Source organism: Brevibacterium sp. Lmc1, assembly GCF_057654315.1.
Window position 1 is genome coordinate 260,241 of sequence record NZ_CM172803.1, and the last position, 26,655, is coordinate 286,895.

Annotated in this window: 24 protein-coding genes; 12 read left to right on the top strand and 12 right to left on the bottom strand. The window is 61.8% G+C overall.

Going from position 1 to position 26,655, the window contains the following annotated elements; genetic code table 11:
* Positions 1 to 4: 4 nt before the first annotated feature.
* Together AC239G_RS01180 and AC239G_RS01185 are read left to right on the top strand one after the other, a co-directional pair.
* Complete coding sequence (locus AC239G_RS01180; protein ID WP_482401163.1) at positions 5 to 1,519, top strand: tripartite tricarboxylate transporter permease; 1,515 nt, start codon at positions 5 to 7, stop codon at positions 1,517 to 1,519.
* Positions 1,520 to 1,528: 9 nt separating this feature from the next.
* On the top strand, positions 1,529 to 2,227 hold the full coding sequence (locus AC239G_RS01185) for a helix-turn-helix domain-containing protein (RefSeq protein WP_482401164.1): 699 nt from the start codon (positions 1,529 to 1,531) through the stop codon (positions 2,225 to 2,227).
* Positions 2,228 to 2,267: 40 nt separating this feature from the next.
* Here AC239G_RS01185 and AC239G_RS01190 read toward each other — a convergent pair whose 3' ends face one another.
* On the bottom strand, positions 2,268 to 2,942 hold the full coding sequence (locus AC239G_RS01190; protein WP_482401165.1) for an SRPBCC family protein: 675 nt from the start codon (positions 2,940 to 2,942) through the stop codon (positions 2,268 to 2,270).
* A gap of 465 nt (positions 2,943 to 3,407) precedes the next feature.
* Between AC239G_RS01190 and AC239G_RS01195 the strand changes: the two genes are divergently transcribed.
* Both AC239G_RS01195 and AC239G_RS01200 read left to right on the top strand, forming a co-directional pair.
* Complete coding sequence (locus tag AC239G_RS01195) at positions 3,408 to 5,489, top strand: hydantoinase/oxoprolinase family protein (RefSeq protein WP_487489609.1); 2,082 nt, start codon at positions 3,408 to 3,410, stop codon at positions 5,487 to 5,489.
* Positions 5,486 to 7,324, top strand: a complete 1,839-nt coding sequence (locus AC239G_RS01200) for a hydantoinase B/oxoprolinase family protein (RefSeq protein ID WP_139467824.1) — start codon at positions 5,486 to 5,488, stop codon at positions 7,322 to 7,324. Before AC239G_RS01195 ends, AC239G_RS01200 begins: the two co-directional genes overlap by 4 nt.
* A gap of 64 nt (positions 7,325 to 7,388) precedes the next feature.
* Here AC239G_RS01200 and AC239G_RS01205 read toward each other — a convergent pair whose 3' ends face one another.
* From AC239G_RS01205 to AC239G_RS01240, 8 genes are all read right to left on the bottom strand, one after another.
* Positions 7,389 to 8,078, bottom strand: a complete 690-nt coding sequence (locus AC239G_RS01205; protein ID WP_139467825.1) for a FadR/GntR family transcriptional regulator — start codon at positions 8,076 to 8,078, stop codon at positions 7,389 to 7,391.
* A gap of 194 nt (positions 8,079 to 8,272) precedes the next feature.
* The gene (locus tag AC239G_RS01210; protein ID WP_181271064.1) at positions 8,273 to 9,130 is read right to left on the bottom strand and encodes an HpcH/HpaI aldolase/citrate lyase family protein; all 858 of its coding nucleotides are present in this window, start codon (positions 9,128 to 9,130) and stop codon (positions 8,273 to 8,275) included.
* Complete coding sequence (locus AC239G_RS01215) at positions 9,123 to 10,496, bottom strand: MmgE/PrpD family protein (protein ID WP_487489610.1); 1,374 nt, start codon at positions 10,494 to 10,496, stop codon at positions 9,123 to 9,125. Before AC239G_RS01215 ends, AC239G_RS01210 begins: the two co-directional genes overlap by 8 nt.
* Before the next feature lie 14 nt (positions 10,497 to 10,510).
* The gene (locus AC239G_RS01220; RefSeq protein WP_139467828.1) at positions 10,511 to 11,665 is read right to left on the bottom strand and encodes an acyl-CoA dehydrogenase family protein; all 1,155 of its coding nucleotides are present in this window, start codon (positions 11,663 to 11,665) and stop codon (positions 10,511 to 10,513) included.
* A 4-nt stretch (positions 11,666 to 11,669) separates the two neighbouring features.
* Positions 11,670 to 12,830: a CaiB/BaiF CoA transferase family protein gene (locus AC239G_RS01225; protein WP_376905041.1), complete on the bottom strand. Its 1,161-nt coding sequence runs from the start codon at positions 12,828 to 12,830 to the stop codon at positions 11,670 to 11,672.
* A gap of 77 nt (positions 12,831 to 12,907) precedes the next feature.
* Positions 12,908 to 13,435, bottom strand: coding sequence for a MaoC family dehydratase (locus AC239G_RS01230; protein WP_139467830.1), 528 nt, complete (start codon positions 13,433 to 13,435; stop codon positions 12,908 to 12,910).
* A gap of 68 nt (positions 13,436 to 13,503) precedes the next feature.
* On the bottom strand, positions 13,504 to 14,844 hold the full coding sequence (locus AC239G_RS01235) for an MFS transporter (protein WP_180345554.1): 1,341 nt from the start codon (positions 14,842 to 14,844) through the stop codon (positions 13,504 to 13,506).
* A gap of 55 nt (positions 14,845 to 14,899) precedes the next feature.
* A complete protein-coding gene (locus AC239G_RS01240) occupies positions 14,900 to 16,393 on the bottom strand; it encodes an amidase (RefSeq protein WP_482401168.1) in 1,494 nt (497 codons plus the stop codon).
* Positions 16,394 to 16,733: 340 nt separating this feature from the next.
* On the opposite strand from AC239G_RS01240, the gene AC239G_RS01245 reads away from it, so the two are divergent.
* Positions 16,734 to 17,234 (top strand): NADPH-dependent FMN reductase, encoded by a 501-nt coding sequence (locus AC239G_RS01245; protein WP_259358188.1) that lies wholly within the window; start codon positions 16,734 to 16,736, stop codon positions 17,232 to 17,234.
* A 183-nt stretch (positions 17,235 to 17,417) separates the two neighbouring features.
* On the opposite strand, the gene AC239G_RS01250 is transcribed toward AC239G_RS01245, so the two are convergent.
* The 3 genes from AC239G_RS01250 to AC239G_RS01260 all read right to left on the bottom strand — a co-directional run bounded on the left by AC239G_RS01250 (position 17,418) and on the right by AC239G_RS01260 (position 19,612).
* A complete protein-coding gene (locus tag AC239G_RS01250; RefSeq protein ID WP_139467834.1) occupies positions 17,418 to 17,747 on the bottom strand; it encodes a putative quinol monooxygenase in 330 nt (109 codons plus the stop codon).
* An 82-nt stretch (positions 17,748 to 17,829) separates the two neighbouring features.
* Positions 17,830 to 18,615 carry an acetoin reductase gene (locus AC239G_RS01255; RefSeq protein WP_446656385.1) on the bottom strand — a complete coding sequence of 262 codons (786 nt, stop codon included), beginning with the start codon at positions 18,613 to 18,615 and terminating at the stop codon, positions 17,830 to 17,832.
* Positions 18,616 to 18,784: 169 nt separating this feature from the next.
* On the bottom strand, positions 18,785 to 19,612 hold the full coding sequence (locus tag AC239G_RS01260) for an IclR family transcriptional regulator (protein WP_172172749.1): 828 nt from the start codon (positions 19,610 to 19,612) through the stop codon (positions 18,785 to 18,787).
* Between the two features lie 112 nt (positions 19,613 to 19,724).
* On the opposite strand from AC239G_RS01260, the gene AC239G_RS01265 reads away from it, so the two are divergent.
* From AC239G_RS01265 to AC239G_RS01295, 7 genes are all read left to right on the top strand, one after another.
* Positions 19,725 to 20,300 carry a hypothetical protein gene (locus tag AC239G_RS01265; RefSeq protein WP_376905038.1) on the top strand — a complete coding sequence of 192 codons (576 nt, stop codon included), beginning with the start codon at positions 19,725 to 19,727 and terminating at the stop codon, positions 20,298 to 20,300.
* Positions 20,300 to 21,922, top strand: coding sequence for a GMC family oxidoreductase (locus AC239G_RS01270; protein WP_446656384.1), 1,623 nt, complete (start codon positions 20,300 to 20,302; stop codon positions 21,920 to 21,922). Before AC239G_RS01265 ends, AC239G_RS01270 begins: the two co-directional genes overlap by 1 nt.
* Positions 21,923 to 22,049: 127 nt before the next feature.
* Positions 22,050 to 22,610 carry a dihydrofolate reductase family protein gene (locus AC239G_RS01275; protein ID WP_487489611.1) on the top strand — a complete coding sequence of 187 codons (561 nt, stop codon included), beginning with the start codon at positions 22,050 to 22,052 and terminating at the stop codon, positions 22,608 to 22,610.
* 176 nt (positions 22,611 to 22,786) lie between these two features.
* Positions 22,787 to 23,545, top strand: a complete 759-nt coding sequence (locus AC239G_RS01280) for an HpcH/HpaI aldolase family protein (protein WP_420096793.1) — start codon at positions 22,787 to 22,789, stop codon at positions 23,543 to 23,545.
* Positions 23,546 to 23,884: 339 nt separating this feature from the next.
* A complete protein-coding gene (locus AC239G_RS01285) occupies positions 23,885 to 24,733 on the top strand; it encodes an ABC transporter permease (protein WP_139467840.1) in 849 nt (282 codons plus the stop codon).
* Between the two features lie 11 nt (positions 24,734 to 24,744).
* Positions 24,745 to 25,773 carry an ABC transporter substrate-binding protein gene (locus AC239G_RS01290; protein ID WP_139467841.1) on the top strand — a complete coding sequence of 343 codons (1,029 nt, stop codon included), beginning with the start codon at positions 24,745 to 24,747 and terminating at the stop codon, positions 25,771 to 25,773.
* 13 nt (positions 25,774 to 25,786) lie between these two features.
* Entirely contained in the window at positions 25,787 to 26,566 is a 780-nt protein-coding gene (locus AC239G_RS01295) for an ABC transporter ATP-binding protein (RefSeq protein ID WP_139467842.1), read from the top strand.
* Positions 26,567 to 26,655 lie beyond the last annotated feature (89 nt).

The following is a 26,655-nucleotide window of genomic DNA, read 5'->3' on the forward strand; positions in this document are numbered from 1 at the left end:
GGGCATGGACACTCTCATCGATCTGGGAGGCGGCTTCGCCTCGGCACTCGAGCCGGTCAGCCTCGCCTTCGCCCTCCTCGGCGTGCTGCTCGGCACAGTCGTCGGAGTGCTGCCGGGAATCGGACCGATCTCCGCGATCGCGATCCTCATCCCGGTCTCCTTCGGCATGGAGCCGGTGCACGGCCTCATCCTGCTGTGCGGAATCTACTACGGGTCGATGTACGGCGGTTCGATCACCGCTACGCTCATCAAAACCCCCGGTGAGGTCGCCAGCGCGGTGACCGCGATCGAGGGCTACGAGATGGCCCGCCGCGGTCGGGGCAAGGCCGCCCTGGCGACCGCGGCGATCGGTTCGTTCCTCGCCGGCACCCTGGCGATCATCGGGCTGACGTTCCTGTCCCCGGTGCTCGTCAAGCTCGCGAACGTCTTCGGCGCCACCGAATACTTCCTGCTCATGGCCACGGCTCTGCTGCTCGCGTCGACGATGTCGGCGGGCTCGCGGGCGAAGGCGCTCATCTCGATCTTCATCGGATTGGCCGTCGGCCTCATCGGCCTCGACTTCCAGACCGGGCTGCCCCGGCAGACGTTCGGGATGAGTCTGCTCTCCGACGGAATCGACTTCACGATCTTCGCGATGGCGCTCTTCGCTATCCCCGAGGCGATCCGGAACCTCGCGCTCGGACGTGGGGCCAAGGACGAGATCCAGAGCTTCGGCAACGACAAGTGGATGACGAAGGAAGACTGGCAGCGGTCGGCCGGGCCGTGGGCGCGTGGTTCCGTGGTCGGCTTCATCATCGGCATCCTGCCCGGAGTCGGTCCCTCGCTGGCGTCGTTCATGTCCTACATCATGGAGAAGCGGATCTCGAAGCGGAAGGACGAATTCGGCCACGGTGCCATCGAAGGCGTGGCTGGTCCGGAGGCGGCGAACAATGCCGGTGTCGGCGGTGCGATGATTCCGCTGTTCAGCCTCGGCATTCCGGGTTCGGCGACGACGGCGCTGCTGCTGTTCGTGTTCACGATGTACGGCCTGCAGCCGGGGCCGCTGATCTTCCGGGACGAGACCGGGCTGATCTGGACGATCATCGCGAGCATGTACATCGGCAATATCGCGCTCATCATCCTCAATCTGCCGCTAGTCGGGGTGTTCGTGAAGCTGTTGAAGATGCCCAAGGAGATCCTCTTCTCATCCATCCTCGTACTTGTGGTCATCGGCGCCTACGCCATCGAATTCAGTCTGTTCGGGCTGATGATGCTCGGCATCTTCGGCGTCATCGGCTACCTCATGGAGAAGGGCGGCATCCCCTTGGCTCCGGCGATCCTGGCGCTCGTGCTCGTGCCGCTGCTCGAGGACAACTTCCGGCGCATGCTGCAGATCTCCGGTGGATCGTTCGCACCCCTGGTCACCAGGCCGGTGTCGCTGTCGATCATCATCCTCATGGTGCTCGGCATCATCGGACCTATCATCTTCCGGTGGTGGGTGTCCCGGCGGAAGCTGCTCGCTGATGTGACGGTGTCGTGAGGAGTGGGAATGAAGAGTTCTGACCAGGCGCCGGCGGAGATCGGAGTCATCGACCGCAGTGCGGCCATCCTCGAAGTCCTACAGGACTCGCCGATGACGGCTGCGGAGGTGTGCCGCCGACTCGGCTATTCGAAGTCGACGACGTATCGGCTGCTGACCGACCTGCGGGCGCACAAGTTCATCGTCCGTGACTCCTCGGGGCTGCTGCGGTTGGGGCCCTTCCCGGGCAGGCGCAATATCGCCACGACGAACTCGGTGCTCGACCATCTGCGGACGATGACCGGGGAATCCGTGCAGCTGTGGGTCCGCGTCGGTGAGGACCGTGTGTGCGTGCGCAACGTCGAAGCCGATCATGAGCTGCGCGTCTCGCGCGGAGTCGGTGCGGTGCTCCCGCTCGTCGACGGCGGCTCGGCTGCCCTGGCGCTGTGCGGGCCGGGAAATCCGGCGGAGTTCTACGCGACCAAGCAGGCACGGGTGGCCGGGACCGCCTCGGCGAGTGTGGCCTTCACCGTCGGTGCGATCGTGTTCGCGCTCTGTGTGTCCTACCCGCTGACGCGGGAACCGGACAACGTCGCCGGCGCCTATCGCAGCCTGCTCAGCCGGGCTGCCGTCGAGCTGCGGGCGTTGCTCGACGGCAGCGAGGAACTCGAGGTGCTGCGCGATATCGCCCGGTTGGCGCTGGGTGCCCGGAAGCAGGCGGGAGAGTAGGGAGGACTATTCCGCCGTTGGCTCAGTCAGCGGATGAAGGTCACTCTGCCGGAGGCTGGCCGAGGTAGAAGCCGGTGGTGCGTTCTGCGGCGGCGCGCGCCTGATCGACCGGGGTTCCTGCCGCCGCCGAGGCCTCGCCCCAGCGGGCGCTGGAGGTGCGGACGAATTCCTGGGCCGACGCCGAGGCGACCCATTCATTCTCGTCTTCCGGGCGTCCCGTACCGGCCACGAGATGGTTGGCGAGACCGAGGAGGGAGATGTCCCACCCGACCCCGGTGGCGCCGGGTCCGAACTGCACCCAGAAATCGGCGTGCGCCTCACCTGCGTGCGAGTGCTCGAGGGTCAGGCGTGCGCCGCCGTCTGCCTCGGCGAAGCGGACGGTGACATGGCTGACTCCTCCCGCAAATTCCCAGGTCAGCGAGTAGAAGTGGGGCGGTTCGCAGTTCTCGATCGTGCCGGAGGCATTGCCTTCGATCTGGTAGCGACCGCCGAGTTCGAGGTCGCCGCTGACGGGTGCGAACCAGCGCTCGAGCCGAACCGGATCGGTGCAGGCTTCCCAGAGGTCTGCGACGGTGGTCGGGTAGGTCTGGCTCAGCGTCTGGACCGTGTGCTGGGTGTCGCCCTCGACGGTGATGTTAAGCCCGCGGTCGACGGCGTCGGCCTGCGCGGCGAGGACCTGGTCTTCGGTGGGGCGACTGGAGTCGGGGGTGGTCATGGAAGCTCCTCGGAGGTCGTCGATGATCTGACGGCGGTTGAAGGTGAGGTGCGGGAGGTTCGCCGAAGATCGGCGGTACTTCATGGTAACCAAGGATGCGCGGCGGTGGAATGGTGTCTGATTCGGCTTCTGCCAGACGGCACTGTCGCTTTGCGCGGGCGATCTCGGCTGACAGCATGTCCGATTGCGGGACCCAGAAACGACGGAATGGAGTGAGCCACTCGTCGACGCCGCGCAGTAGTGCCGCCTCGGTGTCGAACGGAGTGGAACTGGATCCGGTTTAGAGGGGGTATCCCAATCGCTTAAACATCAGGTGTTTATGTAAGTATTCTCGTGAATTCCTGGAAATATTGTCGAGAATTGGGTCTAGCGGCCTCTATATATCTGATGTATATTCGCTTCAGTGGTGCGCACAGAGCAGTGTCAGGCATCACTGAAATCCTCCTACACATTGATTGGACTTCCATGAGACGACTTGGAGTTGACGTCGGCGGAACTTTCACCGACCTGGTCCTATGGGACGACGACGGCACAACCACAGTACATAAGACACCTTCGACCAATGAGGACCCGTCAGTCGGCACGATGAAGGGGATCTCTGCGCTGGAGGTCAAAGCGGAGATCGACCTCGAAAGCATCGACATGTTCTTCCACGGGACGACTGTGGCGACCAACATCGTCCTCGAGCACAACGGTGACGACGTCGGCCTGATCACGACTGAGGGGTTCAGAGATCTCCTCCACATTGCGCGGAAGAAGCGTCCTCTGAACTATTCGAACTATCAGGAGCTGCCTTGGCAGAAATGGCAATTGGTTCCTCGCCGAAACAGGCGGACAGTGCCCGAACGCATTGATGCGTCCGGAGCCGTTCTCACCTCGCTGGACGAAGACGCCGTTCGACAGGAAGCGCGGCTCCTGCGGGAGCGTGGAGTTGCCGCGGTGGCCATCGCGTTCCTGCACGCCTACAAGAATCCCGCCCACGAACAACGGGCACGCGAAATCGTAGAGGAAGAGTTCCCAGAGGCGTTCATCTCTCTGTCCAGCGAAGTTGCCAGCCAGTATCGAGAGTACGAGCGATTCTCGACGACCGCTCTCAACGCCTTCGTCGGACCGAAGACATCGAACTACATCTCGAAACTCGTCGACGAGGCGAGTGCTGCGGGCGTAAGTGACGACGTCCACCTCATGACCTCTGCTGGCGGACTCGTCACTGCCAGGAGTGCTCGCCAAACCCCGGTTTCGCTCCTGACGAGTGGTGTCGTCGCCGGGCTCATCGGAGGCTGCGCAATCGGAGCGGCCTCCGGCTATCCGAGCGTCATCACGCTCGACGTGGGAGGCACATCAGCCGACGTTGGAGTCGCACCCGACGGACGCCTCCGGATGAAACACTTGCTCGATACCCGTATCGGCGACTATCACGCAATGGTTCCGATGGCCGAAGTTGACACCATCGGGGCGGGTGGAGGCTCGATCGCTTCGATAGATGAAGGAGGCATGTTCCGTGTCGGCCCGCGCAGCGCCGGTGCCGTGCCGGGTCCTGCTTGTTTCGACCGCGGCGGCACTGAACCTACCTCGACTGACGCCATGGTGGTCCTCGGGTGGCTGCGCGAGAAGAGCTTTCTCTCCGGAACCATGGAAGTCCGACCGCAGCTCGCCGAGCAGGCAGTGAGGAATCACATCGCTGAGCCTCTGGGCCAAAGCACCGAGAAGGCGGCCATGGGCATCTTTACGGTGCTCGCACATTCAATGACCGAAGCGATCAGTCTGCACTCGGTCCGCAAGGGCTACGATCCACGAGACTTCTCACTGGTCGCAGAAGGCGGCGCCGGTCCGCTGTTCGCCTGGCATATTGCAAAGCAACTCGATATTCCGCGGATCATCGTGCCAACGCACCCCGGGATCACCTCGGCAGTGGGCCTCCTGGCCACCGACATACGCTACGAAGTTCCGACAACGGTGTGGACCTCGTCGGACCAGGCTGACATCGACCTGCTTGCACGCGAAGTCGCCCGCCTGACCGACCAGGCCGTCGCGCAGCTCAAAGGCGACGGAATCCCCGATGAGCACATTGACCTCGAGTGCAGCGTCGACTGCAGATACGTCGGACAAGGCTACGAACTGCGAGTCCAGGCACCCAGCGGAGAGATCGACGCCAACTGGGTGGAGCAGGTCGCTCAAGCTTTCCACGAGCAGCACGGGCGTATGTACTCGCAGCGGTTCGACGACAAACCGGTCCAATTGGTCAATGTTCGGATGACCGGTATCGGAATGGTGCCTCAGATCAGGCTTCCGAAGATAGCCGTTGGCGATGCCGACTCTACTCCTGCGAAGGTGGCGACGGCACAGACCCTGATGTGGACGGATGATGCGGGCAGTCCGAAGTGGGTCGACACAGACGTCTATTCTCGAGAGCTTCTTCGAGCGGGCAACGTCTTCGACGGACCGGCCATTGTCGAACAATTCGACTCGACAACTGTTATTGGAATCGGACAACGGGCCACGGTCGATGAGCTCGGACACATCATCATCGAAAGGTGCGCACAATGAGTGAAACAACAATGCCGATGACTGGTGTCTCACTGGCACCTGAAGTCCCTCATCGCACGTGGAACTCGGTTGAGGTAGACCCGATCACCTTGCGAGTGATCGGAGGTGCCCTCGATTCTATGGCGAAGGAGATGGCCCAGGTTCTCTACCGGATGGCGTATTCGAGTCTCATCCGAGAATCAGAGGACTTGGGAGCTGGAATCTTCGATGTCTATGGACGAGAACTCTGCGAATCGGACTCGACACCGATGCACTGTGGGTCGATCCCCGCCTATATCAAGGGAGTAAATCGCCGGCTTGCAGGAAGCTACCGTCCCGGAGATGTGATTCTCCATAACCATCCGTACCACGGTGCAGCTCACTCGCCTGACTACGGAATCATCATTCCCATTTTCTGGAACGACGAACACATTGGATTCGCCGGATGCACAGGGCACGTATCGGACATTGGCGGTAATTTCCCGGGACTGTGCATGGACGTTGTCGACGTCTGGGCAGAGGGCAAGCTGATGGACTCGATGAAGATCTACGATGCGGGCGTGCGCAACGACATGCTCATTCAGCATATCCTCGACAACGTCAGAACGCCGGAGCAGAACCGCGGCGACCTCGAGGCGCTCGTGTCATGCGCTCGTATCGGGGAAAAGAGATTCGTCGAACTCCTCGAGACGTATGGCCTCGATACTGTGATGAGCGCGAGCGAAGCCTGGATGGACTATTCGGAGAACATGCTCCGGAGCCGGATTCGCGAATTGCCGAACGGCAGCTACGAAGCACCGATCGGCTACCTCGACGATGATGGGAAGAACCGCGGAGTCCCGTTGAAGGTGGCAGTCCGAGTCGACATCGAAGACGACGAAGTGCTTATCGATCTCACCGGTTCGAACGACCAGGTTCCTACAGCATTCAACGTTCCTTTCGAAGGCTCGGTGTTGCCGGTTGCGGTGAGCGCCATCCGAACGATATTGCTCGACGAGGAGACGACTCCAGAATACGTCCCTCAAAACGACGGCTGCTTCCGTCCGGTCCGGGCCTATGCCCCCGAAGGAACAATATTCAACCCAGACTTCCCTGCTTCGTGCTTTGCCCGATTCTCACAGGTCAATCGTGTCTTCGACTCGATCAACTTGGCGTTGGCACCGATTCTGCCGGACCAGGCGGTTGCCGGTTCATCGTCCGCGCTCTGCGCCATCGCATATTCGGGAGTTGCGGAAGATGGAGAGAGCTACTGGGTATACATCGAGATCAATGAAGGTTCGTACGGTGGTCGCAACGGCCGAGATGGGCTCGACGCCGTCGACGCGCTGATGGCGAATACGAGAAACAACCCGATTGAGGAACTCGAACTCAACCACGCCATGCGCGCCGAACGATACGAGCTGCGCGATGAATCTCCGGCACCGGGACAATGGAGAGGCGGCATTGGCAGTGTCCGCCGCTGGCTGATGATGACGGACACCTTCCTCGGGTCCGAGGCCGACAACCGAAGCGATCCGCCTGCGGGTGTGTTGGGCGGCGCTGACGGAGTCTCCGGGTCTTTCGTTCGCAATCCGGGAACGGAACGAGAAGAGGTGCTCCATTCGAAGGTCACTCAGGAGGTCGTTCACGCAGGAGATACCTTGGAGATCCGGATGCCCTCAGGAGGCGGATTCGGCGACCCTTTCAAGAGAGACCCCTTCGCGGTTCTCCACGATGTATGGGATGAGTATCTGACCTCGGAAGAGGCTGCTCGTGATTATGGTGTCGTCGTCGATACTGAACGGTGGGTCGTCGACGACGCGGCAACGTCGGCACTGAGGTCTCGAGATTCTCAAACTCGAAACGCCGAGAATTGATCTGCGCAATGCTCAGCATCAGTGAGGGCCCTCTTCTTGTAGGAGGGCCCTCACTAGTGCTGAATCAGAGACCGCGACTGCGGTAGTACTCAGAGACGGAATCCAGATGCTGGCGCATGAGTGACATCGCGGCCATAGAGTCGCGGCGGACGATCGCGTCGAAGAGCGCCGAATGATCGTGGCTCACGCTCGTGCCGATGTTTGCAGCAGCATTCGCTTCGCCGACGATGTTCTGAAGTGCATTGAACAGTGGGATAGTCACGACTTCGAGCAGGGGGTTGTGCGCCGCCTCGACGATCTGCTGATGGAAAGTCGAATGGCTGGAGAACGACGATTCTTCGCTGCGCAGACTCGGATCCGAGTTACGCAGCTTATTCAGGTCGTCGTCGGTTCGTCTCGATGCAGCATAGCCGGCTGCCGGAACTTCGGTGATATGCCGGATCTCCATGAGGTCATCGATCGAGATCGAGTCCGAAGAGGCCAGGAGAGTGACCCCGACTTCCAACTGCGAACCCAAATGACCGACGGTCGGAATCGTGACGAACGTGCCCCCATTGACGCCGCGAACGCTTTTGACCAGATGTTCGCTCGACAGGGTGCGAAGTGCTTCGCGAATGGTGCTCTGTCCGACAGCGTAGGTCTCGCGCAAGTCGGCGTCTGAGGGCAGCCGAGAGCCGGGGGCAAAAGTCCCGTCGAGGATGTTTCGACGGATCTTCTCAGCGACGACGGCATAGGCGGTTTTCGACTCAACCATGTGAAGTCCTGACCAGCAATCGATTGAGGCGGGTGCACTGAGGCATTCTGTCTACTCTCCTTGTCAGGCTGTTCGAATCGGTGGTCTGCAGCCGAAGACGATCACCTGTGATGCCATGGTAGTGCGATACCCTTCCACGGACCGCTCAGCTCGCGCAGATCCGTGTCGGATCGCATTGCCGCCGGGTGCTCAGGTCACTGGGTCCTGGCGAGAACTCCTTCCGCCCTGCGGATGATGACTTCGTCGACGAGCTCGCCATCGAGGACGAACGCGCCTGCAGCTCGAGATTCGGCCTCAGAGACCACGGCAGCTGCCCAAGCCACCTCTGACTCGCTGGGAGCGAACTCGCCGCGAATGATTTCGATCTGTCTCGGGTGAATCGCCAGTTTGCCGTCCATTCCGTATGCTGACGCCACCGCGGCGGCCCGTCGCAGCCCCGCATCGTCCGCCACAGTGGCATGCACCGAGTCAATGACGGGAACGTGGTGAGCTCGACCCGCGAAGAGGAGTGTCGCCCGGGCAAATGCGAGCAGGTCCTCGAACACACCAGCGGTCCCTTTTGTGTCGCGCGATCCCAGATCCAATTGCAGATCTGCCGTTCCCAGGGCCAAAGCATTGACGTTGGGGTGAGCCGCGATGCGATCGGATTCGACGACCCCGCGAGCCGTCTCGACGAGGGCGACGACGCTGAAGTCAGCTAGCTGAGTGAAGGGCTGATGTGATTCAGCCATCGGAACCATGACCGAACGGAAGCCCATCTCCCGTGCGAGTTCGAGGTCCCTATCGGCGTGCGCAGTAGACAGGCCGTTGATACGCAGACAAGCCCGCCTCGGTACGGACTCGGATCGCCGCAGCAGGCTTCGGGCTTTCTCCTTATCGGCTTCGCGAACTCCGTCTTCGAGGTCGATGACCATCTGGTCGCTGACTGCTGCGGCTTTCTCGAAGCGCTCTGGTCGGTCGGCCGGGACGAACAGCCATCCGGGACCCAACACGTCTGTTTCCGGCGGGTTCGTGGCGGTGACGCTCCCCGGTCCGCTGTCGACGTCAACCACAGAAATCTCCGATGACAGCGGCGGCTGGCCGGCCGACAGGAGCATCTGTCACGGTTGCCGCGATCTCTGCTGCTCGTACCGAGCCGACGACTGGTGATGCGCAGGCGGAGAACTTCTCAGCCACCTCGGCGTTCGTCAACGGGCGGGATTCGTGACCACGATTGATCTGCTCCGCCTCGTGGAAGGTGGTGCCGTCGTCGAGTGTAATGGCCAGGTCTCCGGAGAATGCTTTCGGATAGAGGCTCGCTGGGTCGTGCTGTATATCCACCCGTGCTGCGACGCTGAGGACCGACTCGTCGGCGCGAGCCGTCTCGTCGAGTTCGGCGAACGTGATCTGCCCGTGCTGCAGAGCCGCAGCTGTGAGATAAGGCAGGCTGAACTTGGCGTCGTACTCGCTGCGAGGTCGCAGCTTGTCCGCAGCCGGTTCGCAGACCACCGCACCGGGTACATCATGGATCTTCGCCGAGATCGACGCGATTCGGTCGAAGTCGAAGTTCGGTTCTTGCCGGAGGCGCAGCGCAATATCGATGAACGAATGGGTGAAGTGACAGGTGGGGAACGGTTTGACAGCAACATTCGCCACTTCCCATGTCTCACCGAGGGTTTCGAAGACCTCGAGCCCAGGCGCATCTTCACCCTGGATATGAGTCCGATACAGACCGAATCGGCCCTCGTAGATTTCCGTCGGACCGGTGTACCCGGCAGCGGCGAGCGAAACAGCATGGAGGCCGGCGTTGGCCGCCCAACCCGGGTGCAGCCGTTTCGTAGGGGCTCCCTCATCGAGGAACTGGAGGGGTCCGGAGGAGAACGAACCGACGATGCCCTGAGCGTCAACGAGTTTGCCGACCGGAAGGCTGCGCAGGACTCCGATGCCGACTGCCGATCCGAACGCTCCGAGGATACCCGTGGGGTGGAATCCTTTGTCGTGGAACCGTCCGTCGACGGCCATCCCCAGACGGGAGTTCACCTCGATGGCGAGGATGTAGCCGAGCAGGAGGTCGCCGAAGCTGATTGATTCGTCGGCGGCGCTCGCGCTGATGACGGCGGCAAGAGAGGAGGCACTGACGTGCGATACGGCGGCTATGTGCGTGTCATCGAAGTCGTGGCCGTGGATCATCAGGCCGTTCGCGATCGCCGCTCCGGTCTTGGAAAGCGTGGTCGAGCTGCCGATGACCGGAGTCTCACCAGGGTCGAGCTCAGCGAGTCCGGCCAAGGTGACTGCCGCGAAATCCTGATTGCTGGCAGCAAGGGCGACCCCGACCGAGTCGAGCATAAGATGACGGGCACGCGACTGCACTTCTGCGGGAATGTCATCGAGCCTGATCGAAGCGACTGAAGAGGCAATGGATTCTGAGATGCTGGTCATGAGGTCTCCTGAAATCAGATCGCGGTACGGCCGGAGAAGATCGACTTGGCGATCACGGTATTGAGGATGTCATTCGTGCCTTCGCCGATGCTCATCAGCGGGGCGTCGCGATACAGCCGTTCGATCTCATACTCCTTCGAGTAGCCGTAGCCGCCGTGGATGGACATGGCTTCGATTGCGGATTCGAGGGCGACTTCTGAACAGAAGACCTTTGCCATACCGGTCTCTCCGTCTGCCCGACCTTTGAGCAGCGACTGAGCCGACCAGTACATCAGCTGACGCGCCGCCTGCACCCGTGTTGCCATCCGGCCGACCCGCAGCTGGATCGCTTGGAACTGGGAGATGGGCTGACCGAAGGATTCGCGTTCCTGGGCGTAGGCGACTGATTCTTCGAGCGCCCTCTGCGCGATGCCGACGGAACGGCCTGCAATATTCACTCGTCCCCATTGCAGTGCAGAGAGCACCTGCTGCATACCTCGGCCCTCGACTCCGCCGAGCAGAGCGTCGGCGCTCACTTCGCAGTTGTCGAAGACGATCTCACAACTCTCGGGGCCCTTGTAGCCGAGCTTCGGGATGTCCTTGGTGACTTCGAAGCCGGGTGTGTCCGCACTGACCAAAAGGATGCTCATGCCCTTGTGCGCTGGCGTTGTCGAGGTATCTGTCTTCACGAGAACCGGCAGCGGATCGGCATGCCTTGCGTTCGTGATCCACATCTTGGCCCCGTTGATGACGTACTTTTCACCGATCTTCTTCGCCGTCGTCTTGATGCCCTGCAGATCGGTTCCGGCATCGGGCTCGGTCAGAGCGAGGGCCGTACGCCGCTTTCCCGAAGCGAGAGCAGAGAGGTGCTTCGACTTCTGCTCGTCTGTGCCGTGTTCGGCGATCATCTTCGCCGCCATCGTGTGGCTGCCGAGGACTCCAGCGATGCCCATCCAGCCACGGGCAAGCTCCTCGAAGACGATTCCGAAAGAAACGGGATCGATGCCCAGACCGTCGTGCTCCTCGGGGATGGTCAGTCCGAACAGCCCCATTTCTTTGAGCTTGTCGATGATTTCGGCCGGGTATTCACCCGCTGCTTCCATCTCTCGGGCGACGGGGACGATCTCCTTGTCGACGAAAGTCCGCAGCGATGTCTTGAAATCGTTCTGCTCTTCGCTGAGTTCGAACATGGTCTCAGGCTCCTTTGCTGTTCAAAGTGGTGCCGATCTCTTTCAGGAGTTCGGCGCGGTGTTCATCGATCGTCGGAGCTGCTCGATTGCTCGTCAGCGGAGGTCCGACTCGCGGGGCCGTCGCAATATTGCGGATCGTTCCCCACCGATGGTGTTCGGTGTCGAAGACCAGGCCGCGTTCGGCGATCAGCGGATCCTGCAGCGCCTCTGCCACGCTCTTGACCTTGGCCACAGGGACTCCGGCTGTTTCCAACAGCTCGACCCACTCATCGGCGGGGCGCTGGAGGAAAGCCTCGTCGAGGATGTCGAGAAGTTCTCCTCGGTGTTCGATCCGCTTGTCGAAGCTCGAGAACCTGTCGTCGTTCAGCCTTTCGTCTCCGACCACCTCGGCGAGGCGGAGATAGAACTTCTCTTTGGCGCAGCCGACGGTCATCCAACCGTCGCTGGTCTCGAACGCCTGGAACGGGACGAGCGACGGATGTGAGGACTTGGGGGTCCGCTGCGGTTCGAATCCCTCGTTGAGATGCCAGTTGCCCACGTAGGTGAGCATCGACACCGCCGTGTCGAAGAGGCTGAGGTCGCAGTCGGTGCCCACTCCGTCTCGACGGGCGGCATGGACCGCCGCGAGCATCGAGATTGCGGCGACGAGTCCGCCGCTGAAGTCGACGAGAGACAAGCCTGATTTCGTGGGTGGTCCGTCGGGCTCGCCCGTGATGTCCATCCATCCGGCCGCGGATTGCAGCATGTAGTCGTAGCCCGGCCGCTTCGCCGCCGAACCTCCGCCGTAACCGGACAGGTTGCAGCACACGATCTGGGGATTGATGTCCTGGAGGTCGGCGTAGGTGATGCCGAGCTTGGCCGGAACATCGCCGCGGAGATTCGAATAGACGACGTCGGCACCGGCAACGAGGCGGTCGAAGATCTCACGATCGGCTGCATCACTCAGGCTCAGCGCGATGCTGCGCTTGTTTCGGTTGAAGGACTCGTAGAAAAGCGAATCGGTTCCCTCGCGATACGGCGGAACATAACGTCCGATATCGCCGCCGGTGCTCGGGTCTTCGATCTTGATGACATCGGCGCCCAGATCGGCGAGTTGCATGGATCCCCAGGGGCCCGCACCGTACTGTTCGACAGCGATGATTCGGATGTCTTCAAGGGGCTGCATCCTGTCTCCTCTTGAGTTCGTTGTGTTGTCTTGATGCGGAGTCCGCGGCTGCGGGAAAGGCGTGTTCATCATGGTGCTCAGCTGTAGTCGCTGACCGAGTCAGCAGTCTCGGGGAAATGCCCTTGGCCGATTCCGCTGTCTCTCGTGGCGATCATGACCGAGCGCTTCCAGCTGACCACGGTGACGCCGTCCTGGTTGAGGCCGCGAGTCGTCATCGAGATGATGCCTGCGTAGTCACGGGACTTCGACCGACGAGCCTCGGTGCACGCGCTTTCCGCGTAGAGCGTGTCGCCGACATAGACGGGGTGGCGGAAGTTGATGTCCGTGAAGGCGAGGTTCGAGATAGCGTTCTGACTCATGTCGAACACGCTCAGGCCGAGCACCATGGCCACAGTGAGACCGGAGTTGACGATGACCTTGCCGCCAGTGATCGGATTCTGCGAAGCGAAGTGTTCGTTGAAGTGGTTCTGGTTCGTATTGAGGGTCAGGTTGGTCAGCCAGACGTTGTCCGCCTCGGTGATGGTGCGTCCGAAAGGGTGCTGATAGATGTCACCGACGGTGTAGTCCTCGAAGAACCGGCCGATGGTGGCGTCGTGGATTGTCATGTTTCTACTTTCTTAGTGGGCAGTGGCTGAAAAGTCAGGGGAGTGCTGTCTCATCGGGCAAGGCGAGATCAGGAGATCTCTTCGAGGCTGCGTCCGCGGGTTTCGATGGGTATCGCAACGACGACGGCGATCATGCACACGGCCATGGCGCAGACGAAGCCGATGGGGCCGAAGATCCCGAATGCCACGAACAGTCCCGACATGACGAACGGCACGACGATCGACGCGCCGCGAGCGAAGGTGTATGAAATGCCGGTTCCGCGCAGACGGAAGCGGGTCGGATAGAGCTCGGGCATGTAGGAGTAGAGGACAAACGTCACCAGGGTGTAGATCGCAGTAACGAGCAGAATGCCGATGACGACGATCATGAGGATCGACTGCGCGGCCGCATAGGCCAGGCCGAGTGGTATGACGATGATCGAGAACACGACGATTGCCGTACGTCGGTTGAGCTTATTGATGAGCAGCAGGCAGACGAGGCCTCCACCAGGTGCGCCGAGAGCCATCGCCGTCGTATAGGCCAGGGAGTGGGAGACGTCGATGCCCTGTTCGACGAAGAACGTCGGCATCCAGGAGATGAAGCCGTAGACGAACATGTTGACTCCGACGGCAAGGACGGTTCCGAGTACGGCAAGCTGCCAGAACGGGCGTTTGGAGGTTGTCGGCGATTCGTCGGCGTTGGTGGCAGTGGTCGGTGCAGGCGGATTGGTCTCCAAGGTCGTCGCCGATTTCGCTTCGAACCGTTCGACGATCGCCTGAGCCTCGCTCAGTCGTCCCCTGACCACAAGCCAGCGGGGCGATTCCGGGCACCTCCGGCGTGCCAACCAGACGATGACCGCCAGAACGGCCCCGATGACGAACATCCAGCGCCATCCGAAGTTCGAGATCACCAATGCGCCGATCGCCGAGGCGAAGAGCAGACCCGAATTCACGAGGATGCCGAGGGCTGCTGTCCACCTCCCGCGACTACGTGGGGGAATGAACTCGCCGAGGATGGCAGCGGCGAGGACGAGTTCGGCCCCGAGTCCGATACCCATAACGAATCGGGTGCCGACGAGGAATTCGAAGTTCGGAGCCAGTGCGGCGGCGAACCCAGCGACGGCGAAGATGGCCAGATTGATCTGATAGCTCATCCGTCGTCCGAATTTGTCCCCGACGAAGCCGGCAGTTGCCGCTCCGAGCAGCATGCCGAAGAACGTCATGGACATGAAGACTGCGATCTCGTGGACCCCGGCGAAGCCTGTCGAGACCAGTGCCGCCGAGACACCGGCCGCGACATAGATGTCGTAAGCATCAATCATGGCCCCAGCCCCGATGTAGGCGAAGAGCTTCTTGTGTTCTGTGTTGGGGGTGAGCGCATCCATGCGCGCCCCGATTTCTATTTGTTCTGCAGTGGTGTCAACGGACATCCTTGTCGCGCCTTTCATCGGATTCATACCGAAATAGTGGTGATTCTCTGGGCAGTCATTTCTGTGGTTGTCTGCAGGTCTCTGCAATAGTCGCCGCGACTGCGAGCAGCGCCCGGTCGTCGTAAGGGCGGCCGATGAGCTGAAGTGCAGGCGAGAGGCCTCCTCCTGCAGTTGGCAGCGGGACAGTGATCGCAGGCAGTCCGAGATAGTTGATGGTGCGTGTGTACCTGCTGGCTCGCATGTAGTCGCTGCGAGCACGGGAACCTGTCGCGTTGGACGTCGACATCTGTGGCGCGAGGATCGGGCTCGTCGGTGTGAGGAGGAACCGCGAACCTCCCATAGCCGTGGCGAGAAACTCGGAGGTCAGGGCCGAACGGCAGGCGAGAGCATCTGCGTAGCCGATCGCGGGAATCGCAGTTCCACGGATCACGCGTGAGAGGACCTGGTCGCCGAGGAGGTCCCAGTTCCATCCGAGGATGCTGCCGACGTTTCGTGCGGCCTCGACGCTGACAACTGTGACGGACCTTCTGTTGAGCTCGGCATCGTCGATGTCGACTCCCTTTCCGTCCAGACGTCCGAATCCACTGGTATTGCTCAGTCCGATCTCCTCGACGACGTCGAGTGCACTAGCGAATGCGGAGGCGACCTCGTCCTCGCAGTCTCTGTCGACGGCAGACCGGGACAGGTGTGTGAAGCCGGAGAACTCTGAGGCATTGCAGGTTTCGAGCCGGCTGCGAGCTTCGATATAGACGACCGAGGGGTCGGAGACGAGAACCTCGAAGGCCTGCTGCGCAATCGTGGTGTCGGAGGCCAGCAGACCGATGGTGTCAAGAGTCTCGGAAAGCGGGATGAGACCGGAATGGGAGAAGAGGCCATTGGTGGGTTTGTATCCGACGAGGCCGCAATAGGCAGCTGGAAGCCGTACGGATCCTCCGGTGTCCGTACCCAGAGAGAGATCGCAGGCGCCGGTGGCGACGGAGATTGCCGAGCCACTCGACGAACCCCCGGACAGGTGGGAAGCGCTGAGGGGATTGACGCCGTCTCCGAACCATTGGTTGTGGCCGGTGGGACTCAGCGCGAATTCCGCCATATGGTTGGCCCCGATGATCGCTCCTCCTGCCGTTTCGAGTGAGCGGAGTATGGGGGAGGTGGTCTCTGCTCGCGTGTCCGACAAGGCCGGGCTGCCAGCAGTGATCGGATAGTTGCGGATGCCGATATTGTCTTTGTGGGTGATTCTCAACCCGGACAGTTCATATGTCAGTACAGGTGCGCCAGTGACCGTGGACTCTGTGTATGTGCGGAAGATTCCGGTTCTCGGGGACTCGTCGACGGTGTTGTGCCAGTGAACATCTGAGGAATCGACTGAAGTGCCTGGTGGATTGAGCCAGTGAGGCGGTGACGGTGGTGTGAACGAGCGGTCTATTTCGGTGGCACTCGCGGCAACTAGGGATTCTGCACGGTCATTGCCGACAGAGCCGAGGAGGTTGTCGACGGCTCCGCTGATGCGCGCCGCCGGGTGCGCATCGTGGTTCTCAGAGGTGGTGCTCATTTCAGCCCGTTCTCATTGCGATGTGCGGTGCAGCGCGGCTCTGCGCGCACCGGCCATGGAGCGACTCGAGGCGATCGAGTGGAAACTCCTGATGGCAGAATCGAGCTTAAACCTATGATGTTTATACGTCAATAGGAATCTTCTAGAGCTAAAGCTGGCTCTGAGGCTCGTTAATATCTGATCAATTGGGCTTCGATGTGGCTATGTGACGGTGAAACGCGTCTGTGACTCCCTGTGACTGTGGCGAAATAGGACTCTGGTCTGCATGGTTAGGGTGACTGTCATGGAAGGCGGCGAATGTCCGTCCTTCATCGGCTCAACTGTTGGGAGAGGACCCCTTATGACCACACGCATCGCCGTCGTCGTCGGCAACCCGAGCTCGAATTCGCGAACCCGCCAAGTGGCCGAAGACCTCGCCGCCAAGATCGCCGAGGTGACCGGATCCGAGATCGACGAAACCATCGAACTCGCCGAGGTGACCGACGAGATCTTCGAATGGAAGTCCGACCGCCTCAACACACTCACCGAACGTCTGGCCACCGCCGACTACGCCGTCATCGCCACGCCGACCTATAAGGCCAGCTACACCGGACTGCTCAAAGCCTTCCTCGACCGGTACGACGCTGGCGGTCTGCACGGGCTGACCGCGATCCCGGTCTTCACGATCGGGTCCCCGGCGCACACGCTCGCGGTGGAGACGACCCTGCGTCCGCTGCTCGTCGAACTCGGCGCCAGCGTGCCGACGAAAGGTCTGGCGTTCCCGACCGCAAAATTCGATGACCGCGCAAACGTGCTCGACGAATGGGTCGACAGCCAGAAGGCGTACCTGCCGCAGAGGTGAGCCTTCAGCTTGGTGAACCTGCAGCGGCTTAGTGCAGGGGCCGAGCTATTGCAGTTTCACCACGCGGGAGAGCTGGCCGGTGCCGGGAACGTGGCGCGGGCCCGCTGAACGCATCAGCGGACCCGCGCGACATCCTCGGCGAATGAGGTCGCCCCGATCGGGGACGGGTGCCTCGGTGGGGGTTCAGCCGATCTGCAGCTCGCCCATCGCATCCCAATCGTCACCGTCGATCTGACGGGAGATGATCTTCGGGGTCGCTGCCAGCGCGGAGTGCATCGGCCCGCCTTCGGCGGTCGCGGCCTGGAAGTGGTCGGACTTCACGTGCGCTTCGGCGGCATCGTCGTCGAAGGCTTCGACGAGGACATACTCGTTCGGGTCATCGAGGCTGCGCGACCAGTCGAACCATTTGTTGCCCGGTTCGGCACGGGTCGCCTCGGTGAATTCGCGGGTGAGTTCGGGCCACTGGTCGGCCATTTCGGGCTTGACGGGGAACTTCACGACGATGAAGATCATGGCTTCTTCCTTCTCTCTGTGGTTGTTCTCTCGGGTGGAGATGTGGGTGTGGCGGTGTCGGTTTCTGCTATCAGCGACAACGTTACGAGAACTGCATTCCGCCGTCGACGAGCATGGTCTGCCCGGTGATGTAATCGGAGTCCTCGCTGGCGAGGAACGACACGAGGTTCGCGACGTCCTCGGGCACGGACACCCGGCCCATGAGGATGTCACCAGCATATTTCTTGATCGCCTCACCCTTGGCCAGTCCCTCCTCGGCGGCGAGCTTCTCATCGATGAGATCCCACATCGCGGTGCCGACGATGCCGGGCCCGTAGGCGTTGACGGTGATGCCGTGCTTGGCCCACTCCATTGCCGCACCCTGGGTGAGCCCGCGCACCGCCCATTTCGTCGCCGAATACGGCGACAGGAGGGCGAAGGGGCGGAACGCGACGATCGAGGCGGCGCCGATGATCTTGCCGCCGTTGCCCTGCTCGATCATCTGCTTCGCCGCGGCCTGATACGACAGGAACACCCCGGTGAGATTGACGTCGACGATCTTCTCGAAATCGGCCTTCGAATATTCAATGAGGGGTTCGACCTGCGCGATTCCGGCGTTGGCGACGAAGACGTCGAGTTTTCCTCCCGCTTCCACGGCGACCTCGACGAGGCGGCTCAGCGAATCCTCGTCCGTGACGTCGACCTCAGCGACGGTGGCCCTCCCACCTGCGCTTTCGATCGTTGTGACGGTCTCCGCCACCCCGTCCTGCATGCTCGGCAGGTCAGCCACGATGACATGATGGCCATCGGTTCCGAGCCTCTGCGCGATGCCCTGACCGATTCCCCGAGCGGATCCCGTCACCACTGCGACGCTGTTGTTCGTGCCCATTTCTCCTCCTTGAGTTCTCAACTGTGAGCGAGCACGATCATTCTCAGCAGAGCCGGCAGCCGGAGGACATGGTTCTTCTCATGTGGCGATAAAGCTGGGGGTCACACGTGGCCGGTTGTGGGGCGGGTGGTCGCTGTCGCGAGTGCTGTCTCCATCGGGAGTTCGGGGCTCAGGCGTGTTCGGCGACGGGGACGGTGACCGACCCGCCGCGCAGGTAGCTCGACGCCAGTCCCGCATGCTCGCGCAGGGTCGACTCGACCAGCTTCGCGCGACCCGCCATCTTCGACGAGGGGGTGCTGATCGCCATCGCCCCGACCTGCATTCCCGTGCCGTTGCGCACCGGCACGGCCGCGCAGGTCTGACGGGGCAGGAACTCCTCGTGCTCCCAGGCGATTCCGCGGGTGGCCACCTCGGCGAGGTGGGGGTCGAGGGCCTCCCGACTGATCATCGTCTGCGGGGTGAGCACCTGCATCCCGCGCGCCTCGAGGTAGTCGGTGCGCTGCGGTTCGGGCATTCCGGCCAGGAGGATCTTGCCGAAAGCGGTGGCGTGCGCCGCCTCGTGGAAACCGAAGCGCAGAGGCCGCAGCCGCGGATGCTTCTCGCAGTCGGAGCAGTAAGTGAGGATGATGTCCGAGCCGCGGTAGATCGCGAAATAGGCGGCAGTGCCCAGCGACCGGTGGAGCTGATCGGTGATCTGCCGGATCGGATGCGGAGCGACGAGGCGCTGCTGGAACGACAGTCCGAGTTCGAAGCATTTGGGACCGAGCTCGAAGCGCTTGGTGTCCTTGAGGTAGACGAGATACCCGGAATCGGCGAGCTCGTTGAGGAGCCGGTAGACGGTGGGCAGCGGGATCTCGAGGCGGGTGGCCACGGTCTTCGCGGCGGCACAGCCCGAAGCGGCGACGGCCTCCAGGACGGAGAAGGTTCGTTGGATCACGGCACTGTTGGACACACGGTCTCCTGACTGTGCGATCGCCTCGGCGATCGACTTTTTCATGTGATGAGAATGAGGATAGTCCATGGTGTCGCGGGTCACATAGGTTGCTCATGTCAGGACAGTGGTGGGCGTGCGTCGATGCCGCCTGCCGAGTGGAGCAAAGGAGCATCCGATGGCATTCCCTGCAAAATACCCATCGCTGAATGCGATGGAGATGACGGACGAGGCGAAGCAGACCCTCATCCGAGTGCTGCGCGTGGCATTCCCGCACGCAGATTTCCCCGACGGACCGTATTTGCGCACCGCGGAGAAGATCCTCATCGCCGCCGATGAGGAGACGTGGTTCCGGGTGGCCCTCATCCAAGGGCTGCTGTCGTTGGATCAGCTCTCCGACGGTGATTTCTGCGGACTCGATGATGACTCCGCGCTCAAGGTGCTGCGCCGGGTCGAGTCCACCGAGTTCTTCGGTTTCGTCCGCCGCACCGCCGTGCTCAACCTCTATGACGATGTCGAGGTGTGGGAGACGCTCGGCTACGAAGGACCCTCGTTCGACAAGGGCGGCTACATCAACCGCGGCTTCGACGATCTCGACTGGCTGCCCGAACCGCGGATCGTCTACCCCGAGGACGAGCCGCTGCCGGAGCTCGGCGACGGGGTTGCGGGTGTCCGCAGCGGCAGCGCTGCCGGTGACGATTCGACCAATCAGCCGGCGCCGCAGAGCGTCGAGATGGGTGAGGTGAAGAAGTGATGACCGCTGAGAATATAGGACGCGGTGCCAGCGCCGAGGCTGGACGCAGCGTGACCGGATTCAGCATCGACCCGGACGAAGAGGCCGTCGTCATCGTCGGCTCCGGCGCCGGCGGGGGAACCCTGGCCTACGAGCTCACCGCGAAGGGCATTCCCGTCGTCGTGCTCGAAGCCGGGCCGTATCTGCGCAACGAGGACTACGTCAACAACGAATGGGAAGCCTTCAACCAGATGGCCTGGCTCGATCCCAGGACGACGACCGGATCGTGGCGGATCGCCCGCGATTTCCCGAACCTGCCGGCCTGGATCGTCAAAGCTGTGGGCGGCACGACGACCCACTGGTCGGGAGCGACCCCGCGATTCAAGGCTCATGAGTTCAAGGCCCGCAGCGTCTACGGCCGCATCGACGGCGCCAACCTCCTCGACTGGCCGATCACGCTTGAGGAGATGGCCCCGTACTACGACCGGGCCGAGAAGGCGATGGGTTCGACCCACGTCCACGGCCGGAAGCCGCTGCCGGCGAACAACAACTACAAGGTCTTCGCCGGAGGGGCGAAGGAGGTCGGCTACAAGTTCTATGCGACCGGGCCGTACGCCACGAACGCCGAAGAATACGACGGCCGCCCCGCCTCCATCCAGGACGGCTTCAACTTCCAAGGCGATAAGAACAAATCCAAATGGTCGACCCTGGTCAGAGAGCTGCCGCGGGCGGCGGACACCGGGCTGCTCGATCTGCGGCCCGAGTCCCAGGCAGTGCAGATCACCCACGATGCGGGCGGTCGGGCCGACGCCGTGCTCTACCTCGACAAGGACGGCAACCTCCACCGTCAGGCCGCGAAGGTCGTGTGCGTGGCCGGCAATTCGATCGAGACGCCGAGGCTGCTCCTCCTCTCCGGCACACCGTCCTTCCCCGATGGGTTGGCGAACTCGTCCGGCCATGTGGGCCGGAACTATATGCGCCACCTGACCGGTACCGTGTGGGGCCACTTCGACAAGCCGGTGCGGATGTATCGCGGGGAGACGATGGCCGGAGTCATCGCCGACGAGTCGATCCACGACCCCGACCGCGGATTCTCCGGCGGCTACTACATGGAGACGATCTCGTTGGGCCCGGCATTCATGGCCTCCTTCGTCGAGCCCGGCGGCTGGGGACCGGACTTCGCGGCGCTGCTCGACCGGTATCTCAACACGGCGGGAATGTGGATCGTCGGTGAGGACATGCCGCAGGAGAGCAACCGGGTGACGCTGAATACGACGGTCAAGGACACGAACGGTCTGCCCGTGCCGAACGTCCACTACGACGACCATGCCAATGACCTGGCGATGCGCGAACACGCCTACGCCGCAGGTCAGAGGGTCTACGAGGCGGTCGGAGCGCAGACCTCCCACCGCACTCCGCCCTATCCGTCGACGCATAACCTCGGCACCGCGCGGATGAGCGAACGCCCCGAAGACGGAGTCGTCGACAAATGGGGCCGGACCCACGACGTGAAGAACCTCTTCATCTCCGACGGATCGGTCTTCACCACCGGCGCCGCCGCGAACCCGACACTGACGATCGTGGCGCTCGCGATCCGGCAGGCCGAGTACATCGCCGAGGCGCTGCGGACTCAGGAGATATAGGGGCGGCAGGATGTCGTCGCATCGATCGGCGTCGGTTCTGTCAACGGATGGAATCGACGCCGAACTGCTGTGAGAGAGCATCGGACCAATAGGATGAAAGGGAGACGCATTAAGGAGGAGACTGCCTGTGGCACGTACCGTCTACTACACCGCGACCACGCTCGACGGGTTCATCGCCGACCCGAATGACTCGCTCGAATGGCTGCTGCGCCAGACCGAAGAACCGCCGGACGACGGGTTCATCGACGGAGTCGGAGCGATCGTCATGGGCTCGACGACGTACGAATGGGTGCTGCGCAATCTCGACGGGCCGTGGCCCTATGAGGTTCCCGCGTGGGTGATGACCCACCGGAAGCTCGGCCTGCCCGAAGCCGGGAAGGATGGGAAGACACCCGACATCCGGTTCGCGAAGGGCTCGGTCTCCGACCACTACTTCGAAATGTGCACCGCCACGGGCGACCATGACCTGTGGGTGATGGGCGGCGGCGACCTCGCCGGACAGTTCGCCGACGAGGGACTCCTCGACGAGATCATCACCTGGACCGCGCCGGTGGTCCTCGGCAAGGGGCGCTCGCTGCTGCCGCGCCGCCTCGACCTCGAACTCATAGAGGTCGGACACAGCGATCCCTTCGTCATCTCCCGCCACCGAGTCATCGGGCCCCTCCTCGAGGACAGCCCAACCGAGTGAAATCCCTCGCCGAGGTGGGGCGACGTTTCGTACGGGTCGATCTTTGGTACGGACGTTCAGGGCCGCCTCGGCGAAGTGATCGATGATCTATACGCAAGGGTGGGCCGCCTCGGCGAGGTTCATCCGGATATCGGGCACCCCTGGTGGGCGGTGGGATTCCGTGATTCGATGCAGTCATGACTGCTGCGATTGAGAACCATCGGGCCCGCCTGCGCGCGGGGGAGATCTACAACGGACTGTGGATGATGTCGACGAGTCCGGAGCTGGCGAAGGCCGGGTCGGCGGCCGGATTCGACTATGTCTGCCTCGACCTGCAGCACGGGCTGGTGCGGCCCACCGACGTGCTGCGACTGTCCGACGCTGTGCGCGCCAGCGGCGACGCACTCGTAACGGCGCGGGTCGCGGCGAACCGATTCACGGAGATCGGGGCGCTCGCCGACGCCGGAGTCGAGGCGATCATCGTTCCGCTCGTGTCCTCGGTCGACGAGGCACAGGCTGCGGTGGCCGCGCTCGACTATCCCTCGCGGGGCGGGGATCGTTCGTGGGGGCCGACAGCCGAGATCATGCACGGCGCCGTGCAGGATACGCGGGATGAGCGGCCTCTGCTGTTCGTCATGATCGAAAACGAGGAGGGTCTGGCCGCGGTCGAGGACATCTGCGTCGTGCCGGGAATCGACGGGGTGTACGTCGGTCCGTCCGATCTCGCGTTCGCTGTCGGCGCGCTGCCGGGGCAGCACAACGAGGCCCACGCCGAGGCGCTCGTGCGGATCCGCACGGCCGCTGATGCCGCCGGGGTGGTTCCGGGAATCCACTGCGGCGACGGCGAGGAGGCTCGGTTGCGTCGGGAACAGGGCTTCCGCTTCATCACCTCATGCGGCGACTTGGGTGCCGCGGGCCGAGCCTTCCGAGAGGACCTGGCAAACGCCCGCTCCTAGTTTCTCCAATTACTACCTGACGGCGGCTCAGCAACCTCGCGCGAGGTATCTGGGCCGCCGTCAGGTAGTTCGGGGATCCGCGTTGCGCGCGACGTTGCCATGGTGCGCCAGGATGTTCTTGGGAAGTCCGAGTATCCTGGCGTTTCTCAGTTCAACTCTCGAGTTTTTCCTGCCTGCACAAACTCATTGATGCAATTCCTTCAGGGTATCGAAACATGCGAAAACAATCTTGGACAGGCATCGTTGAGTCGCGAATACTGGAACGCATCACAGTTGTTCCACGTCACAAATGCAATGCCACACCTGCTCATGGACCAGAACCCAATGGAGGGATCGCCAATGACAACAGCACCACGCATCGATACCGATGCAGTTCGACCTGTGGAGCCCAGCCCTGCGCCGGCAGCTCCGCCGACTGCATCTAGGCTCAAACCTGAGTCATTCACAGCGGGAATCAAAGCTGTTGTCGGGCTCGTCGGATTGTTCGCGATCTGGGAGCTAGCAGTCTTCATCTTCGACTTCCCGAAGTATCTGCTTGTCGGTCCGATTTCGGCGTTCGAAGAATTGTTCACGAACCCGGGATACTTCGCGGTCAACGCTCTCACTACCCTGCAGGAAGGTCTCGCAGGCTTTGCGCTCGGCACAGCATTGGGCGTTCTGTGTGGAGCACTCCTCTATTACGCTTCCTTCCTTCGTCCCTTCCTCTATCCGGCGCTCATCGCCATCGACACGATTCCGAAGGTCGCTCTGGCGCCGCTGTTCATCGTCTGGTTCGGCTTCGGCTTCGAGTCGAAGGCTTTCGTGGCAATGGCCATCGCATTCTTCCCGCTCGTCATCAACACATTCGACGGGCTCAACTCTGTGCCGCACGAGCTGCAGGACCTTGCACGCATCAACCGTGCCTCGAAGCTGAAGAAGATGATGAAGATCGATTTCATCTATGCGCTTCCTTCGATCTTCACGGGAGCTAAGATCTCGATCTCGCTGGCTGTCGGCGGTGCCGTGGTCGGTGAGTTCATCGCCGGGTCCAAGGGCCTCGGATACGTCATTCTTCTCGCGAACTCTCAGGTCGACCTCCCCTCGATGTTCGCAGCATTCATCGTGCTTGCGGCGATCGCATTGCTTCTCTTCTTCATCATCGACCTCATCTCGAAGAAGCTGCTGCCGTGGAAGAACTACACGAAGTGAGAGGCGGAACCATGCACATCTTGAAGAAACTGCTAGTTGCGCCGCTCCTGCTGTCTGTCGTCACTCTGACAGGATGCACGCCAAAGGACGGACTCGATGACTTCAACCTCATGGTCGACGTCGCCTATCTGCCGAAGCACGCACCGTTCTTCGCAGCTGAGGCCGAGGGGTTCTTTGAAGAGGAAGGATTCGACGTCTCGCTGATGCCGGGTTCCGGCTCAACGAACACCGTGACTTCCGTCGAAACCGGGAGAGTCGACGCCGGATGGGCCGATTTCGGCGCGACCATCCTCAGCCAGGGCAAAGGAGCTCACGTTAAGCAGGTGAATCTGCTTCAGGCCCGATCAGCGTATGCGACTATCGCACTCGAGAGTTCGGGTATCAAAACCTGGGAGGACATGAAGGGCAAGACGGTGGCGACTGAGGGTGCCGGTGCCATGACGGCTATGTGGCCGCTCGCGCTCGAACGCAGTGGCCTCAAACAGGATGACGTCAACGTCGTCCACGCCACCGGCGAATCGAAGATTCCAGGTCTGCTGGCCGACCGCTGGGATGCGAACCTCGCGCTCTACGTCTCCGACGAGCCGGCGCTGATGGCGCTCGGTGAGAAGGCGAACATCCTCAAATGGTCTGACGTCGGCATCGACCTCTACGGCAATGGCATCGTGGTCTCGGATGAGGCCCTGAAGAATGATCCCGAGCGTGTTGAGCGCTTCAACCGCGCGATGCAGAAGGGCTTTCTCTGGGCCTGCGACCACCCGGATCAGACTGCAGAGGACTTCACGAAGGAAGTTCAAGGGTACGAACCGGAGACCGTGACCTATGCGCTCAAGTCGCAATGCGAGTTGAACTGGGCCACCGGAAAGTCAGACGACCAGTTCGGTGTGATGACCGACGATGGAGTTGGGCAGATGCTGAACGTGGCCACTGACTTCCTCGGTCTCGAGAATTCGACCGACCTCACCGTCGATGACATCTATACGAACGACTACATCGACCCGATTCGCCATGACGAAGACGTTGCGGCACCCACAAAGTGAATGGAGTACGACCATGACCACTGACTATGCGATCTCAGTCAACAACGTCGGCAAGACCTACACCTCGCGAGACGGGCAGGAGAACGTCGTCCTCAAGGGACTCGACTTCCATGTCAACCCGGGGGAGTTCGTCTCGATCGTCGGCCAGTCCGGCAGCGGAAAGACCACTCTGCTCAACACGATCTCGGGTCTGCAGGAAGCCTCTGAAGGCGAAATCCTCATCCGCGGACGTGAGATCAGCGCCGCTCTCAAGGACATCGGAATGGTGTTCCAGAGCCCGGTCCTCCTGCCCTGGCGGAATAATCTCGACAATGTCCTCCTGCCCTTGGAATTTCGTGACGCCGTCACATCGGAATCCAAGGACCACGCCATGGAGCTGCTGCACATGGTCGGACTTGGAGAGAAAGCGACCCGGTACTCCTACGAGCTCAGCGGTGGGATGCAGCAGCGCGTCGCCATCTGCCGCGCGTTGGTTTCACGTCCGGAAATTCTCCTCATGGATGAGCCATTCGGCGCACTCGACGCGATGACGCGTGATTCGATGAACTTCGAAATCCAGAGGATCTGGCGCCGCACGGGCTGCAGTGTCCTCTTCGTCACCCACAGCATCTCTGAAGCTGTATGGCTGGCAGATCGAGTCGTCGTTGTCGGTGATCGTCCGGGACGGATCGTCGCTGACGTCAAGGTGGACATCGAACGTCCCCGCGCGAAAGAGCACAAATTCTCAGAGAACTTCGCCAGCTACGTGGCGGAGATCGAATCCCACATCGGCGTCACCGCCGGAATCAGCTGAGCGGTCCGCCCGTCCGGCCCGACGAACACATGCCAGGGATGGCCGGCAGGGATCCTTCGGCCCAAGGCACACCGCACGAGGCGAACACG